Origin of the sequence: Chryseobacterium rhizosphaerae, from assembly GCF_003385455.1 — a bacterium.
GTDB lineage: Bacteria > Bacteroidota > Bacteroidia > Flavobacteriales > Weeksellaceae > Chryseobacterium > Chryseobacterium rhizosphaerae.
Genome location: NZ_QNUF01000025.1, coordinates 41,446 through 57,967 on the forward strand (window position 1 = coordinate 41,446; position 16,522 = coordinate 57,967).

Annotated in this window: 13 protein-coding genes; 9 read left to right on the forward strand and 4 right to left on the reverse strand. The window is 35.9% G+C overall.

Annotated elements, in window-relative coordinates:
- Positions 1 to 8: 8 nt before the first annotated feature.
- The 4 genes from DRF57_RS18135 to DRF57_RS18150 are packed head-to-tail and all read right to left on the reverse strand — an operon-like array spanning position 9 to position 6,866.
- Complete coding sequence (locus tag DRF57_RS18135; protein WP_115920036.1) at positions 9 to 1,976, reverse strand: T9SS type A sorting domain-containing protein; 1,968 nt, start codon at positions 1,974 to 1,976, stop codon at positions 9 to 11.
- A gap of 7 nt (positions 1,977 to 1,983) precedes the next feature.
- The gene (locus tag DRF57_RS18140; RefSeq protein WP_115920038.1) at positions 1,984 to 4,233 is read right to left on the reverse strand and encodes a S8 family serine peptidase; all 2,250 of its coding nucleotides are present in this window, start codon (positions 4,231 to 4,233) and stop codon (positions 1,984 to 1,986) included.
- Positions 4,234 to 4,245: 12 nt separating this feature from the next.
- The gene (locus DRF57_RS18145; protein WP_123863349.1) at positions 4,246 to 4,875 is read right to left on the reverse strand and encodes a hypothetical protein; all 630 of its coding nucleotides are present in this window, start codon (positions 4,873 to 4,875) and stop codon (positions 4,246 to 4,248) included.
- Positions 4,875 to 6,866: a hypothetical protein gene (locus tag DRF57_RS18150; RefSeq protein WP_123863350.1), complete on the reverse strand. Its 1,992-nt coding sequence runs from the start codon at positions 6,864 to 6,866 to the stop codon at positions 4,875 to 4,877. Before DRF57_RS18150 ends, DRF57_RS18145 begins: the two co-directional genes overlap by 1 nt.
- A gap of 679 nt (positions 6,867 to 7,545) precedes the next feature.
- On the opposite strand from DRF57_RS18150, the gene DRF57_RS18155 reads away from it, so the two are divergent.
- The 9 genes from DRF57_RS18155 (at position 7,546) to DRF57_RS18200 (ending at position 16,520) form a co-directional block, all read left to right on the forward strand.
- Positions 7,546 to 8,346: a helix-turn-helix domain-containing protein gene (locus tag DRF57_RS18155; RefSeq protein ID WP_115920043.1), complete on the forward strand. Its 801-nt coding sequence runs from the start codon at positions 7,546 to 7,548 to the stop codon at positions 8,344 to 8,346.
- A 117-nt stretch (positions 8,347 to 8,463) separates the two neighbouring features.
- Positions 8,464 to 9,345, forward strand: coding sequence for a cupin-like domain-containing protein (locus DRF57_RS18160; RefSeq protein WP_047490536.1), 882 nt, complete (start codon positions 8,464 to 8,466; stop codon positions 9,343 to 9,345).
- A gap of 237 nt (positions 9,346 to 9,582) precedes the next feature.
- Entirely contained in the window at positions 9,583 to 10,296 is a 714-nt protein-coding gene (locus DRF57_RS18170) for a hypothetical protein (RefSeq protein WP_047490539.1), read from the forward strand.
- A 171-nt stretch (positions 10,297 to 10,467) separates the two neighbouring features.
- Positions 10,468 to 11,010: a TetR/AcrR family transcriptional regulator gene (locus DRF57_RS18175; RefSeq protein ID WP_047490541.1), complete on the forward strand. Its 543-nt coding sequence runs from the start codon at positions 10,468 to 10,470 to the stop codon at positions 11,008 to 11,010.
- Positions 11,011 to 11,183: 173 nt separating this feature from the next.
- Complete coding sequence (locus tag DRF57_RS18180) at positions 11,184 to 12,017, forward strand: sigma-70 family RNA polymerase sigma factor (RefSeq protein ID WP_115920044.1); 834 nt, start codon at positions 11,184 to 11,186, stop codon at positions 12,015 to 12,017.
- 43 nt (positions 12,018 to 12,060) lie between these two features.
- On the forward strand, positions 12,061 to 12,666 hold the full coding sequence (locus DRF57_RS18185; RefSeq protein WP_115920046.1) for an FMN-dependent NADH-azoreductase: 606 nt from the start codon (positions 12,061 to 12,063) through the stop codon (positions 12,664 to 12,666).
- Entirely contained in the window at positions 12,641 to 12,997 is a 357-nt protein-coding gene (locus DRF57_RS18190) for a nuclear transport factor 2 family protein (RefSeq protein WP_047490550.1), read from the forward strand. The genes DRF57_RS18185 and DRF57_RS18190 overlap by 26 nt, the downstream gene beginning before the upstream one ends.
- A gap of 207 nt (positions 12,998 to 13,204) precedes the next feature.
- Complete coding sequence (locus DRF57_RS18195) at positions 13,205 to 13,588, forward strand: hypothetical protein (protein ID WP_115920048.1); 384 nt, start codon at positions 13,205 to 13,207, stop codon at positions 13,586 to 13,588.
- A gap of 121 nt (positions 13,589 to 13,709) precedes the next feature.
- Entirely contained in the window at positions 13,710 to 16,520 is a 2,811-nt protein-coding gene (locus DRF57_RS18200; protein WP_115920050.1) for a TonB-dependent receptor, read from the forward strand.
- Positions 16,521 to 16,522 lie beyond the last annotated feature (2 nt).

A 16,522-nucleotide genomic window follows, 5' to 3' on the forward strand; every position in this document is an offset into this window, starting at 1 on the left:
AGCCATTACTAGTTAATGATTAGTTTAAAATTTTTCTTCTGAGAAGACGTTTCTACGACCACTACATATGTCCCTCCAACTCTAAGTGATTCTTTAAGCTCATAGAAGGATTTTCCCGATTCCTTAATTTCTTTAGCCAGTCTTCCGGACATTTCAAAAATTTTGACATTTACATCTTCTGCTTTTGACAAACGAATGCGAATCGTAAAACTTTCTCCTGCATGAATTGGGTTAGGAAAAATTACAATACTGTTTTCCAAAGGTTGGGTTACTGAAATTGCACTGGTTTTTATACAGCCTTCAGGAGTGGTAGCCGTGATTGTATAATCTCCAGGTTCATAGATTTTAATTTTTGAATCGGAACTCTTAAATCCATTACTGGAAGCCCATTGATAACGTGTTTCTTTATTACTGACATTTTTAGAAGCATCCAATTCAACAAATCCATTTTGAGGAAGTATATAATTTTCTTCCAGGTTCTGATCTATAGACTTAAAATCAGTGATGTTAAAACTAAAACGGGAAGAAATATTGGTTTTATCCAAAATTTCAAGTGTATAGCTTCCCGGTGCAAGGTTGTTAAAATCTACCTTAGCACTTTGTGAAATTTGATTTTGTATCGATATATTATCTTTCGTCAGATTAATTTTAAATGGAGCTTCCCCTCTTTGAATGTTTATTTTTAAAGCACCAAAATTATTTTTGCAGTCAGCCTGTATAATCTCTTTTGCCAATAACAGTTGTGAACCTAAAGCAAAAGTAAATACATCAGATCCTGAAAAATCCTTGTCAAATATTATATTTTTAAAATGTATAAACCCTTTATCATCCACAGATTCCATAGGATACACTTCAAGATCAGTATTGTTAAAATCTCCTTTTCCGGAACGGTCAACAACCAGTAACACTTTCTTTCCTTCAGGAAGAACAGGAAGAATATCTTTGGTATAGAAAACAACTTCGGCAGGGAAAGAACTTTCTTTCTCTTCAGATAAACGGATTTTCCATTTTCGTTTTAAAAGTTGCTGTCCCAGTACTTCTTTATCAAACTCTAAAGGGTCTCTGGTATTTCCCCATATCAGAAAGGTCTGGTTAGGAAGTTGAACTGTATTATCTTTATTGCTCACCATCAGCTGTTTAGCTGCAATAGCCAGACGTTTGTTTTCTGAAGTACTTGTAGACTGTTTCTGATAAAGTCCTGAATATTGATCGATTGCAATGCCGGCCACATTCTCCGGATAGTCTGCATAATCTTCTTTTTTCCATATTTTTTTACTTTTGGAACTCAGATATTCGGTCATTGGCATAGTAACACCATATTTTATGGCCAGATAGGAATTCACCCTATCTCTTTCATTTTGGGTTAAAATCTTACGGTATATAAAAAATTCAGGGAGTTTTCCTTTAAAAGCTATTCCGCTTCTGTTCCCTGCATCTTTCCCAATATAAATATTACTTTTCCCAGAGCTCCCCAATACATCGCCTATCCGTTGAGAGGGTACATCAAATTTCGAATACATACTCAAGGAAGTCATACTGTCCAGTTTTTCAGGCTCTATATAATTGATCTGCTCATTATTATAGCGGAACACACTGCTTGTACTGTAGTAGAGTTCCTTCTCTCCTGCAAAGTCTGTTGAGAATAATGCAGTTTCTTTATTTGTATTTTTGTTCTGGTATACCATAAAAAGGTTTACCTTATTCAACGTTTCCAGGACATAAGGAATTTTCAGAAAGTTATTGGTTCCGTCAAAATCCAGTGTTTCATTATAATTCAGTAAACCATATTTCGGTTTATTCTTTTCTGTATCTGCAGATATAATATGCTGGTTACTGCTATAATCTGTATATAAAAGGGTCGTATTTCTTCCTGTATCAGATTTTAGCCAAAGGCTTACTTCTCCCACTCCACCGGGACTTTGTGAGAACATCAAAGAACTGAACGACACTAAAATGATTCTATATAAATGCTTCATAGCTCCTTTATTTAATAATTATTTTTTTACCTGTTTTTTGAGTTGCCGTTTCTATATACAGAATATATACTCCACCGGGCAGTCCTTTTACATATAGGGTTTTCATAAATTCACCAGCAGGGAAATCCTGAGTACTTTCCTGACGCAGAGCCTCTTTTCCTGAAGCATCATATAAAGTAAAGGTTACTTTAGAAGACTTTTCAAGATTGAATTTGATATTGAGTTCATCATGTACCGGATTTGGATAAACGGCAAGTTCATTTCGTTTTTCTGCATCTGTTTTTTGGGGAGGAACAGGAAGGGCTGCAGCTTTATTAGTTCTTGCCTGTGACTGTGCCTGATACAATAAAGGAAGTTCTACTCCGGCACCGCAATTGGGATCAATATAAGCGAAGAATTTTGCTCCAGACTCCGTTTCAAAGCCTATCGTATTATTGCCTCCTGATGCGTCAGGTAATAATTCTACAGACTGAGCTGCTTTATAAGTGACATCTGCCGTATTTTTAATCACATTAGACGCTTTGATATTTTTAGCTGTACCTACAAAATTAGGAGCGTCTATATTGTCTTTTTCTCTTACCAACACATAAAGATCATCTGAATAACAGAAAGAGACCCCGGAAAGTATCAGCGAAAAATTCTGGTTTCCCTGCTGAAGATTTCCTTTATGTCTGATGACTACCTGATATAATCCGTCCGGATGATCAACTTCTACTTTTTCAATATTATCTACGGAATTAACAGAATTTCTTGTAGCTGCTGCCGTATAATTTTGGATTCCTCCTAATTTCCAGGGATAAAAAGTCTGGGTATTTCCAGAATTATCTTTTTTAATAATACTGATGTCCAGATCATTGATGAGAGCTGAGGTTTCATCATCCGTATTACTATTTCCTATATTCCCGGCAGGATCTGTCCAGGCCAAAGTAGCTACAAGTGGCTGATTTGATTTTCCGGCAACTACATAAAGCCTGTATTCTTTTCCATTCGCCAGATTTTCTTCTTTCACCAATGTGCTTTTATTATTGCTGTAAATCAATTGAGCAGCCCTCTCTGTATCCATCAAGCCCCAGCCATAAATATAGTCCGGTCCAAAAGTCCCTTTATCATTTGCTGTATGGGCTAAAACAGCTCTAATTGAAGAAGACCACATGTAATTAGAATTAAGAGTTTTCCAATATTGTTGTAATAAAGTTATTCCTCCTGCAACAGAAGCAGAGGCAGAAGAGGTTCCATTATAATAGCCATAAGCCAAATTATAAGTATCTATGGAAGAATAAACATTTTCTCCCTGAGCAGCAATATCCGGCTTGATTCTTCCATCATCAGTAGGTCCATAGCTACTAAAAGAGGAAATACTAAAGTCTGAGTCTCCATTAGGATTAATATTTTCATTGACCGATGTGACAACTAAAACATTTTTGGCAATACCTCCTCCTTCTAAGAGATCATACCCCTGTTTAACAGTCACTTGGGGAACAATGGAAGGATTGATACTTCTTGTATTCCCGGCAGCTTTTACAATCTGAAAGTAAGGAGCATTGTACATGATATTATCCCATTCCTGTGCAGTAGTATTGTACTTTCCGAACTGATAAGTTTGCAGATATATTGGATCAAATCCGTAACTATTATTGGCAATTAGCATTTTATCCAAAGCTTCTATGGTCATTTCTTCTGTATCGTTGACCCAATCATAGGCTTTAGAAGTAGCATCATAAGCAATGCCGGTAGCATTTGGGTTACTGGTGTTATTACCAATCAGTGTCCCCGCAATATGAGTACTGTGACGGGAAATAGCTGGATTTTGACTGGCATTATATGAAATCTTCCCCACCAATAATTGATGAGTAAGTCTTGGCTTAGAATAATCCCATTGGCCAATAATCATTCCCTGCCCGGAAATATTCAGTCCCAACCCTTGCCCTGGGTAGAACTTATTTGCCTTAATTCGTTTGGAAGGACCGGCATTTAATGTTGTGTAATACACTGGACGCCCTTGTTCATCTTCATTAATCAATTGTTTAACGTTCTCACCTTCTACTATAATTTCTTTAAAACCCTGAGCTTTTAAGCGGTTAATAGCCAATATTCTCTGTGCAGATTGTTTTTCTTTTACAGCAATGATATTTTGCAGTGCCATTTTCTTTTCTGCAGGAAAATCGTTACTTTCGATTACTTGAGCTATGACATTCGAATATTGAAAAAATAAAATGGCAATGCCAAGACCATATTTATAGGTTATTGCTGATTTCATATCTTAAAATATTTAACGATAATCATGCTCCAGTTTTTCTATGCGCTTTTGGAGCTTGTCAGTGATTTCGTTTTGGTTGGTAATCTGATTATCTAATTCTGAACTTTGTTGAGTAAGGTCCTCATTCCTCTTGTTAAGATCTATTGTGTAAAGTGTTAGCTCCTCTATCTTAGCTAGAAGCCTAGCTTTCATCTCTCCAAGTTCAATTCCGTTTTTTGCCACTTCTTCCGCAGATGGAATATTTGGTAAATTCCCTTTTTCCTGAATATATTTTTCTACTTCTTCTAATCTTAGAAGTTGATAATCGGATCTGAGAACATAATCTGCCCAATCATTATCGGAGGCAATATTTAATTTTATTTTTTCTGCTTTAACACCTCCTTTTACAAAAAGCCTGTAGCCAGAGCAACCTGTACATGAAAAATTAGAAAATCCGATACCTGCTGTACCTCCTATTCCCAATTGCATTGCTTCCACTCCATCTGTTTTTAAAAACAGACTCTGAGAATCTGTAGTTCCTAAAAAATGGGCATCAGAACTGGTACCGGCATTTCCTCTAACACTCCAATATTTTATAGGTGCTAGTTGCGAATAGGCATATTGAAAGAACATTATGCATATTAAAAAACTATATTTATTCATTATTTTAAGATATTAGAGTTAATACTTTTCTTATTTCCAATTCTTTCCAAACCTTCTACTTTTTTCAAAAGAATTTTGATCACTTTCTCTCTATTCTTTACATGTCCTCCTAGCTCAGCGTTCTTTTGATGAAGCTCAATATTCTTTTTATTCAGATCTATAGTATAAAGTGTGAGTTCTTCAATTTTTTCTAATAATCTGGCATCCATTTCCGCAAGATCAATTCCTTCTTTCACAACTTCAGCAGCAGAAGGAATATTAGGCAGATGCCCTTTATCAAGTATATACCTTTCCACTTCTTCTAAGTTCAGAAGTTGATAATTCGGATAGAATACATGATCTGCCCATCCATTGGCAGAAGCAACCTCTACTTTTACTTTTTCTGTTTTAATTCCGTCCTTTACAAAAAGTCTATAATTGGTACAATCAGCACATGAAAGGTTCTTTGTTCCCATTCCAATCTTGCCATTAGCGTCTATACGCATATTTTCTACATTATTAGTTTTGAAAACCAAACTTTGCTTATCTGTGGTTCCTATAAAATTTGCACTAGGATCAGTATCAGCATTTCCGCTAAGGCTCCAATTATTGTTACCAGTGCAGGCGCCTTCATAGCATAATGATTGAACGGTATCTAGCAACATATGAACTGCTGCGTTGGTAGGACTTGATACTTCAATAATAATTTTGGCTTCTGTACCTGGATTTCCGGAAATTTTATAAGAGTTCCTTCCATTATAATTTATAGTGGCAGGGCTTGGAAAATTCTGAAAACTCATCAAAACTCCATTAGCATCAAATAATCTTACCCCTACATTCGTCCCTTTCCATTCAGAAACTGGGATATAAATAGTATAATCCTGTTTGTTCCGATCTATACAGATTCCACCAGCTTTTGTCACACATCCTTTTTGTTTCTCAAAATCATTCCATTGGTCTTGAGGTAAAGCATCCAATATTTTTGATACTGGTACATCCTGAGAACTGCCTATCTCAAATGTCAGAGGCTGATCCCAAACTTGCTGTCCATTAATATCCCCAGCACCTATACCTTTAAAATAATAATACTGTATACCATTTGACGTGACCTTCGGCAGCGATTGGATACTATATCCTTGACTTGTAGATAACGTACCATCTTTAAAATAACTTTTGAATATAATATCAGTTCCTTTCCATTGGCTCACAGGAATAAGCATTTCTGCCCAACCGTTATGCAAACGGTTAAAACAAACTTTAGCTTTAGCAACACCACAAAAACCTGTTGTTCCTGCAGTATTCCATTGATCCTGAGGTAAAGCATCCAATATTTTTGATACGGCAACATCCTGAGAACTGCCTATCTCAAATGTCAAAGGCTGATCCCAAACTTGTTGTCCATTAATATCCCCGGCACCTTTTCCCTTAAAATAATAGTATTGTACACCATTTGATGTGATCTTCGGCAGCGATTGGGTACTATACCCTTGACTTGTAGATAGCGTACCATCTTTAAAATAACTTTTGAATTTAATACTAGTATCCTTCCATTGACTCACAGGGATAAGTATTTCTACCCAGCCATTGTGCAAACGGTTAAAGCAAACTTCAGCTTTAGCAACACCACAAAAACCTGTTGTTCCTGCAGTATTCCACTGATCCTGAGGTAAGGCATCCAGTGTCTTTGATATTGCTGTATCCTGAGGACTGCTTACTTCATAAGTCAACGTCTGATTCCAAATTGGTTGGCCATTAATATCACCTCCACCCTGTGCCTTAAGATAGTAATACTGTATACCATTTGAGGTTATTTTTGGCAACGATTGGGTAGTATAGCCTTGACTTGTATATAGAGAACCATTTGTAAGGTAGCTTTTAAATCTGACAGTAGTATCATTCCACTGACTTACTGGGATAAGTATCTCTACCCAACCGTTATGTAAGCGATTAAAACAGACTTCAGCAAAAGCTTTAGATGAGCTAACCTCATTATTTACAGCTTTACTACTCATATTATGAGCTTGAATAAAAAAACAATAGAAGCTCAATAGAAAAGTGATAAAAAAGTTTCTTTTCATATTATTTGTGGTATTTAATTTAAAATTAATATCTGGCTCTAAATTTTTAGTTTCAATAAGTATTGTAAGAATATCTGTACTTATGTTTGAAACTATTTGTACTTTTTTGTAGGCATTCAAGGAAAGATATGATTGTATATTATGTCCTATCACAACTTTTCCTTCCGAACTGACTCATATTGTTTCGATATTTTTGGCTTTAATTACCATATGCCTATTATCAGGAATTTCACCATGTTTCATAACAAGATTTATTTTCGGATTAGGGTTATTACATTCACCGGATTTATGTCTGGAAATAGGTAAAAGAAAAGGTAAGACTAGATAAAAAAGGTCTTAGTCCTTTTGCCATGTAAAAGAATAATGGACAAGTATGGCAATGCTTTTAAATTTTTGTGTTTTCATTGTGCTTTTTGTTTTGAATAAAGCTATAATAAACCTCGGTTTCTATCCAAATTTATGGTATACACACTCTATCAAATTTATAAATACAGTCAGTAAAAACATAAAATACTTGTGTAAAAAAACATATTACCAATTTACAAATAATTAAAAATCAAACAATTGTCAAATCAAATCAATTTTGTACTTTTATAAAAATTAATTCAACACCATGAGAGTTTTTTTATCCGTTTTGTTTCTATCGGTCATTTCTTTTCAGGGCTTTATGCGAAGCTCTTTTGAGAGCTTATATGCTTCCTTTGAAAAGAAAAATAAAAACATATACAGTAGATCAGCAACCCACACAAAACCACCCTTACAAGATCAAATAATATGGCATAAGGAACTGGAAAAAGCAAATAAAGAAAACTCAAACCTGAAACAATCCCATGCCTGGGAAAAGAGACTATATTCTGTAACGATAGTAACTACGTTGATTATTCTCGCCGGCCTTATGCATCTGGTCTTTACAACACATATGAAAAAGAAATACTATAAGGGTCTTTATCTTCAGGAAATAAAAAAACAAAAAGTACAAAACAATTTCCACAGAGCAGAAACAATCTTACATAGTGAAGAGAATATTTTTGAACTTACGGAGATTAATCCTTTAATTGTTGAAAACATCCTTCACTCTCTTGAAATTTTTGAAAAGGAAAAAAAATATCTGGATAAGAATGCATCATTATCTAATTTGGCTAAAGAATGCGGTACCAATACATCCTATATGTCAAAAGTAGTCAATCATTATAAAAAGCAGAACTTCTCTTCATATCTTAATGATTTACGATTAAACTACGCTGCAGAATTATGGCAAAAACACCCTAAACTGCGTTACAAAAGTATTCAGGGAATGGCAGATATGACAGGTTTCAATACAGCCCAAAGTTTCTCTAAAAAATTTAACGAAAAATATAAAATATCCCCTACTCATTTTCTAAAAAATCTCAACCAAAATATCAAAACAAGCTAAAATTACCAAAGCAAAAAACACCCAATTCTCCTTTTATTTATATTAGTTCCAAATAAATTAAATTCATTATATCCATTGTCATAAATATTTAATAATTTAGCCTAATATTTTAAACAAATGGGACTATTCCTTAAACCAATTGATGTAGTAGATGACATTTCACAAGAAGATTTCCGTGAGAAGTATCTAAAGCCATGTAAGCCAGTGGTAATCAAGAATATGGCTAAAAAGTGGCCTGCCTATCAAAAATGGACAATGGAGTACATGAAAGAGGTCGTAGGTGATGTGACTGTCCCTTTATATGACAGTGCTAAAGCTGATCCTGCAGCCCCCATCAACACCCCTACTACCAAAATGAAATTCGCAGACTATATTGATTTGATTCAACGGGAGCCTACCGATCTGAGAATTTTCTTTTTTGACCCTATTAAATTTGCACCCAAATTACTGGATGATTATATCCCACCCAAAAATCTGATGGGAGGATTTTTGGACAAATATCCAAGTATGTTCTTTGGAGGAAAAGGTTCTGTAACCTTCCTTCATTATGATATAGACATGCCTCATATTTTCCATACTCATTTTAACGGAAGAAAGCATGTTCTTCTTTTTGAATACAAATGGAAAACCCGTTTGTATAAGCTCCCTTATGCAACATATGCTTTGGAAGATTATGATATTGCCAATCCTGATTTTGAAAAATTTCCGGCACTGGATGGGATTGAAGGAATTGAATGTTATCTGGAACATGGAGATACTTTATTCATGCCTACCGGTTGGTGGCACTGGATGAAATACCTGGATGGATCTTTCTCTATCTCTCTTCGTGCATGGGACAAAAGCTGGGCTGTAAAGGCACATTCTCTTTGGAATCTGACCGTTCAGCGAAACTTTGATAATTTCATGAAGGGACGCTATAAAAAGAGATATATGGACTGGAAAGAAAGAAAGGCTGTGGAGAGAGCTCATATAGCCCTAAAAAAAGGACTGCCAAAATAAGTAATAAACTCATTAAAAAACAGGTTGAAAGAAGCTTCTTTCAGCCTGTTTTTGTATTATAACTGAAAATCTCTTTACTCTTTACTCTTTACTCTTTACTCTTTACTCTTTACTCTTTATTCTTTATTCTTTATTCTTTATTCTTTAATACACAATTTTACTTTTATCCATCATATCAATTAAAATTTTATTTAAATTGCATAGACAAACTATTTCCTCATTCTTTATTTGGTCTATATGTTTGAAAAACTCATTGATAGCTTCGAGAAACTCTGTCTCCAGATTATTATCGAAATACTATTGGTTCCGGTAACTATCTTTAAATTGTTTCAGGAGCCCAGGCGTTGCTATGATTTTTCTGTACATGAAATGGAAAAAGAAGAAACGGAACGCTTCCAGGATTATTTATCGCCAATCAAACTTTCGGTATATACCTCTGTCATTATTTCTGTATTGCTGATGGATTATGGTGGTGAACAAAGTTTTATTTCCAAGATCAAAGGATTAAGTATGGTGGAAAAAGCCTTATTTATATTCCTGATCAATAATTTTACAGCGGTATTATTCAGTGTGATATTATTATGGTATAAAAAAGAAAAGGTAAATACACCTACTTTTCGTACATTACTGTTTTCTTTCATCTACACAACTGTTTATACCTCTACTCCATTCTTTTTACTCATTCTTTCGGCTATGTTTCTTGGGCAGACGGTTAATGTACAGGCCTACCTGGGCCATCTTGAAAAACTGGAAACCTATGGAGCCAGGGATTATGCATTTTTTATTGTTTTCTTAGTATTTACCATTATAGGACTTATCGGTCTTTTTAAACTGTTCAAAGCCCTGCATTATATCCTGAAAGAAAACTTCCGTTATCATCCGTATATAGTATGGATCTTTACTTTACTGTTTTTTATTATTCAGCTTTATTATGCAAGAGGATTTATTTAAAAATTATTTAAAGTAGATTCTCGCCTTTTATCTAGATCAACACCTAATTCGTCTGGGGGTTACTTTTTGTGTGCAACAGCAGTACCTTCCGTTCAAAAAAACATGTAAGATATCAATCAAACACACCAGTCTGTTCATATTTTCTTTACATTTGCAGGAAAGCCACAATCAATGTCCAGACCTCGCGAAAGAATCGTAAGTACAGCTATGGTCCTTTTTCATCAACAAGGCTATAACAGTACCGGTATCAATCAGATTATTGAAGAAGCAGGTGTATCCAAAGCAAGCTTCTACCAACATTTTAAGTCTAAAGACGATCTATGCATCGAATTTTTTAATAAAAGATTTGACTATTGGGTCTCCGAGTTGGAAAACTTTATATCTGATGCCCAGACCATGGAAGAAAAATTCATGAAATCATTTGATTTTTTGATTTATATGAATGAGAAAGAAGATTTCAGGGGATGTAGTTTCTTAAATATCATGTCTGAAATACCAGTTGATAAGACAGAAATTCATCATGTAATCCGGGATCACAAGGGTAAATTGAGAGATTGTTTCAATAAAGACCTTAAGAATGATATTTTATCAGCCCATATTTACCTTCTTTTCGAAAGCTCAATACTTACCAGCCAGCTCTATAGATCAAACGAATTAATAGAAAAATCCAAACTCATCCTAAAAGATTTGCTTCAGTCTTCCACTTTAAAATAAGGAAACAACATAGTATGCATTATAAATTTTGGCTAAAGCCAGTGGAGTATTTTATACCGAGAGCGGACTAAAGTCAACTCCTACTAGATCATTCGTTGTCTGATATTTTTTTATCTTTTTTTAATGAAAACCGTCACGTTTTCTTCACTAAGTTTGTCTTACAAAGAAATATCATGCAGGAAAATTACAACAGACTCCTCACCTATGCCTATAATATTACCGGTTCCTATGAGGATTCTCAGGATCTGGTACAGGATGTTATAGAAAAATATATTTCACTGGATAAATCAGAGATCAGGGATGAGACTAATTTCCTGATCAAAAGCACCATTAATCATGCTATTAATTTTAAAAACAGGCACAGCAAAAAAATGGTGTATGGAGAATGGCTTCCCGAGCCGCTTTCTTTTGAAAATGCAGAAAATAAACTCATCAAAGAACAGACTGCCCGGTATACCCTGCTTGTCCTTTTAGAAAAGCTGAATGCCAGAGAACGTGCAGTCTATATTCTCAAGGAAGCTTTCGACTATTCTCACCAGGAAATTGCAGAAGCTCTTGATATTTCGGTGGAAAATTCCCGTAAACTGCTAAGCCGTGCAGGTAAACAGCTGCAAAATATAAAATATACCCCGGATTCTATCAGTATTTCTCCTGATATGGGCATTCTTCATCAATACCAGCAAGCATTAAGCGAAGGAAATGTACCTCATATTGAAAAACTTCTTATCGATGATATCAGGCTTTCTGCGGACGGTGGAAAACGGGTTCGGGTGATCAAAGCTGTAGAAGTTGGAAAATCTGCTACTGCCCAGCTTCTGGCCTATGTACAGCAGCAGTTTCTTGGCAGCAGGCCTTATACATTCCATATTTTTAATCATCAGCCTGCTATTTGTTTCTGGCAGGGAGATCGTATTTACAACTGTCATATTTTAGATATTGATCCCAAGGGATTAATCCGTGAAATCTATTCTATTGTAGATCCAGAAAAATTAAAAAGACTGCAATAAGTGTCACGTTTGGAAGAAGCTATGTGTCTTAAAAGAAAAAAGTATGAACACATTACTCAGAATCGACAGCAGTCTTAGAACTGAAGGCTCCTATTCAAGGACCTTAGGAGATTATTTTATCCGACAATGGCAGACAAAAAACCCAGAAGGGATTATGATTGAAAGAGATGTTACGAGAAAGCTTATGCCTCATATTACCCAGGAAACAGTCGATGCATTTTTCAGTGAGATTCCGGATTCCGAAAATATTGAGCTATCTGATGAACTGATCAATGAGCTCTACCAATGTAATGAAATTCTCATCACCTGTCCGATGTACAACTATGGAATACCGTCTTCTTTGAAGGCTTACTTTGATCTGGTGATCAGAACAAAAAAAACATTTGCCGGCAGCTCCATCCCAAAAGGGTTGCTTGCAAATAAAAAAGCTTACATTATTTCTTCAATGGGAGGAATTAGTACTGAAACATTGAATCCATTGGAAAACCACCTCACTCAGCTTTTAAGTCTTATGGGAATCACTGAAATCTCTTATTTCCCACTGGATGGTACAGTAGATCAGTCCAGAACCGGTGAAAAAATACTCATACAACAATCGGAAATTTTAAAACAACTCAATGCATATGCAACAGATACAACAAGCCATTGAAAAATTCATTAAAGGAGGCGACAACAGTGATACAGCAATTTTAGAAGAGATCCTTCACAAAGATTATCAGAATATCCAGGACGGTTTTTTTGATCAACCTGGAATATTCGTTATCCCCAAGAACGAGTATATCAGGTTGGTACGGGAAAAAATTTTTGGTGGAAAACCACGTAAAATTACCTATCATTTCCTGGAACACAACAACAATATTGCTTACGCTAAGGTTTCTCTGGAAAGCTCTGTATTAAGGTTTTCTTCTCTTATTACCTGTGTACAGGAAAATGGGAAATGGCAGGTGATGACCAATATGCCTTCCATAGAAAGCAAATAGAAGGTAGTCTCAAAAACAATCCTCTCTATGCAATATTTTGTTTTAGCTGCGAATGTACTACTCTATGTATCGAAGCAAAAACATTCGTGGTTAAAACAAATTTTCTATTAACCTATATCTCGTTTTGTTATCACATTCACATTTCTTTACAAATGTTATCGTTCAGCCAAAAATGCCGGATGTAATTTTGTTTCAAATAATAAAATTATGAAACATTTTATACAACAGGTTTTCAGTGAGGTGCTGGAAAACCCTGTTTTTGATCAGTCAGCAATTGAAAAGTACTTTTCCAAGCAATATGTCCAGTTTGTAGATCATACCCAGCTAGATTATAACGAATTCGTCCTGCACATAAAGAAACTTAAAGAAAAAGTAGCTGAACAAAAGCTCGAAATTATTAACAGTGCTGAAAACGGGAACACTATTTTTACCAAGCACATCGCAACATCTGTTTTAAAAGATGGAAGTACCGTTCTGCATAAGGTATTGGCAGAATTTACCATTCAGGATGGTAAAATTATACAATGTGATGAATTGACTTTCTTATTAGAAGGAAATCATTCGGCAAAGGGGTTGGGATCTGAAACCTAGGAAAATAGGGAGCTTCCCGCTTCCTATATTAACAAATCTTAAAACAATCTTAATTTTTACTTCAACACTTTCCCCAAACAGACGTTTAAATTTGTTTCAATTTTTAACCTAATAAAAGAAAGTGAAGAAAATTTTTACATCCGTTTTGTTTTGTGCCTCTATTTTTTTCTATGCACAAACCGGTTCTCTTTCCGGAAATATTAATGACGACACTAAGATTGCATTACCGGGCGCCAAGATATCTTTAAATCCTGGAAATATCTATACAACCTCTGATGAACATGGAAATTTTGTATTCCTTAATGTTCCTCCAGGCACTTATACCATGAAGATTGATTACCTGGGATATGGAGTGCATGAGTATAATGTAACTGTTGAACCTGAAAAAAACACCCGTCAAAATATTGTTTTTGATAAAAAAGAAAACTCTATTGCTGAAATTGTAGTTTCAGGCGCTACTTTAAAAAACCAGGCAAGAGCCTTAAACAAACAAAAAAACAATGCCAATATCACCAATGTGATTTCCTCCGATCAGATCGGCCGTTTTCCTGATGCCAATATTGGAGATGCATTAAAACGTGTTCCGGGAGTTACTATCCAGAATGATCAGGGTGAAGCAAGAAATCTTATTATCAGAGGTCTTGCCCCAAATCTTAATTCTGTTACCCTAAACGGAGATAGAATTCCTTCTGCAGAAGGAGACAACCGTAATGTACAGATGGACCTGATTCCTTCGGATATGATCTCTACCATTGAGGTTAATAAAACCTTAACTCCCGATATGGATGCTGATGCTATCGGAGGCTCTGTAAATCTTATCACAAGGGCTTCTCCTAACGGACAGAGAATTTCAGCAACCCTGGCCGGCGGATATAGCCCGATTCGCGAAAAAGGCAATTATACAGCAGGATTCGTATATGGAAACAGGTTTTTAAATAAAAAGCTGGGTGCTGTATTCAGTTTTTCCTATAACAACAATAATTTTGGCTCAGATAATATAGAACCCGTATGGAGCCTGGCTAATGACGCTGCCCAAACAGCATACATCAGCAAAATGGGCGTTCGTTACTATAATGAGCATCGTATCAGACATAGTTTTGATCTTAATATGGATTATGAATTCAATTCAAAAAATAAGATCTATGCTTCAGCGATGTACAATTTCAGGAATGATAAGGAAACCCGCTATGCTTTGGGATATAAAATAAAGCCTGTGTATAATGCCGATGAAACGGAAATCACAGACTGGAAAGGCAGCATTACCAGACAGAACAAAGGTGGCGATGCAAGCAATGATAACACCCGTCTGGAAAAACAAAAAGTTCAGAATTATGCCTTACGGGGTGAGCATTTGCTTGGATCTAAAGTAGACCTTGACTGGTCTATGAATTATGCCATAGCCAGTGAAGATAAACCTCATCAGCGCTATATAGAATTTGAAAACAGCAAAATGAACTTCTCTCAGAATCTGAGTGATCCTGAAAACCCGGTTATTACCCCTCTGGCTGCTGATAATTTAGGAAGCTACAAATTAAGTGATCTTTCGGATGCCAACAGCTTTACCCAGGAGAAGGAGTTTGGGGCAAAAGTGAATGTACGTTTTCCTTTTTCTGTCATTGAAGATCAGAAAGGAAGACTTCGTACAGGTTTCCGTATGCGTCTGAAGGAAAAAGAAAGGGAAAATGACTTTTATGCTTTCCAACCGATCAGCAATATGGGAAGTCTGCTATCCGTGCCTACGGTTTATCTTGACGGACACAACTTTCAGGCAGGAAATTATGTTCCGGGCACATTTGTTGATCCGGCCTATCTTGGAGGATTAGACTTATTTAACCAGGGTCTGTTCAACGGTAAATCCAAACCTGAGAAATTCCTTTCAAGCAACTATAACGCTAAAGAACAGATCTATGCAGGGTATATCCGTTGGGATCAGGATTTTAACGACAAACTTTCCATGATTGTTGGGGCACGTGTGGAAACAACAAAGATTGATTATACCGGGAATTACGTTATGAATGAAAAAGACCTCGTAGGACAGATAAACAATACCAATACGTATACCAACGTCCTTCCCAACCTTTCTTTCAAGTATGTTCCAGTACAGGATCTTGTACTTCGTGCTGCATTTACTACCGCACTTGCCCGTCCGAACTATTACTCATTGGTACCTTACCTGAATGTGATCTCTGAAGATGAAATTGTGGCCGCCGGAAATCCCAACTTAAAAGCTACCTACGCTTATAATTTTGATTTTATGGCTGAAAAGTATTTTAAGTCTGTAGGGATTCTTTCAGGAGGAATTTTCTATAAGAATCTTAATAATTTCATTTACACATACTCCAAAAGAAATTATACGGCTGGTGACTTCGCTGCCGACTTTGCAGGGCAAACCAACCCTATTCCTTCCGGTGAAAGCAACTGGAAATTTACCCAGCAGCGTAATGGTGATAATGTAGATATCTACGGATTTGAAGTTGCATTGCAAAGACAGCTTGATTTTATTCCCGGAGCATTCTGGAAAGGTCTTGGTGTATATGTCAACTATACCTATACGAAATCCAAGGCAAAAGGTATTACTAATGAAGACGGTATTGAAAGAACGGATGTAGGACTTCCCGGAGCGGCACCTCATATGTTCAATGGATCTCTTTCATGGGAAAACAAACGTTTTTCAGCCAGAGTATCTATGAATTATGCTTCTCATTATATTGATGAACTGGGAGGAAAAGCTTTTGATGACCGGTATTATGATAAACAGTTTTTTCTGGATGCCAATGCTTCCTATAAAATCACCAGCCAGTTGAGGGTTTTTGCTGAAGCCAATAATCTGACCAATCAGCCGTTAAGATATTATCAGGGAATCCTGAGCAGAACGGCTCAGGCAGAATATTACAGACCCAGATTTACCATGGGGGTAAAATTTGACTTTTAAAA

Coding starts and splice junctions, on each gene's coding strand:
- DRF57_RS18135 (WP_115920036.1), bottom strand. CDS start 1,976: ATGAAGCATTTATATAGAATCATTTTAGTGTCGTTCAGTTCTTTGATG.
- DRF57_RS18140 (WP_115920038.1), bottom strand. CDS start 4,233: ATGAAATCAGCAATAACCTATAAATATGGTCTTGGCATTGCCATTTTA.
- DRF57_RS18145 (WP_123863349.1), bottom strand. CDS start 4,875: ATGAATAAATATAGTTTTTTAATATGCATAATGTTCTTTCAATATGCC.
- DRF57_RS18150 (WP_123863350.1), bottom strand. CDS start 6,866: ATGAGTAGTAAAGCTGTAAATAATGAGGTTAGCTCATCTAAAGCTTTT.
- DRF57_RS18155 (WP_115920043.1), top strand. CDS start 7,546: ATGAGAGTTTTTTTATCCGTTTTGTTTCTATCGGTCATTTCTTTTCAG.
- DRF57_RS18160 (WP_047490536.1), top strand. CDS start 8,464: ATGGGACTATTCCTTAAACCAATTGATGTAGTAGATGACATTTCACAA.
- DRF57_RS18170 (WP_047490539.1), top strand. CDS start 9,583: ATGTTTGAAAAACTCATTGATAGCTTCGAGAAACTCTGTCTCCAGATT.
- DRF57_RS18175 (WP_047490541.1), top strand. CDS start 10,468: ATGTCCAGACCTCGCGAAAGAATCGTAAGTACAGCTATGGTCCTTTTT.
- DRF57_RS18180 (WP_115920044.1), top strand. CDS start 11,184: ATGCAGGAAAATTACAACAGACTCCTCACCTATGCCTATAATATTACC.
- DRF57_RS18185 (WP_115920046.1), top strand. CDS start 12,061: ATGAACACATTACTCAGAATCGACAGCAGTCTTAGAACTGAAGGCTCC.
- DRF57_RS18190 (WP_047490550.1), top strand. CDS start 12,641: ATGCAACAGATACAACAAGCCATTGAAAAATTCATTAAAGGAGGCGAC.
- DRF57_RS18195 (WP_115920048.1), top strand. CDS start 13,205: ATGAAACATTTTATACAACAGGTTTTCAGTGAGGTGCTGGAAAACCCT.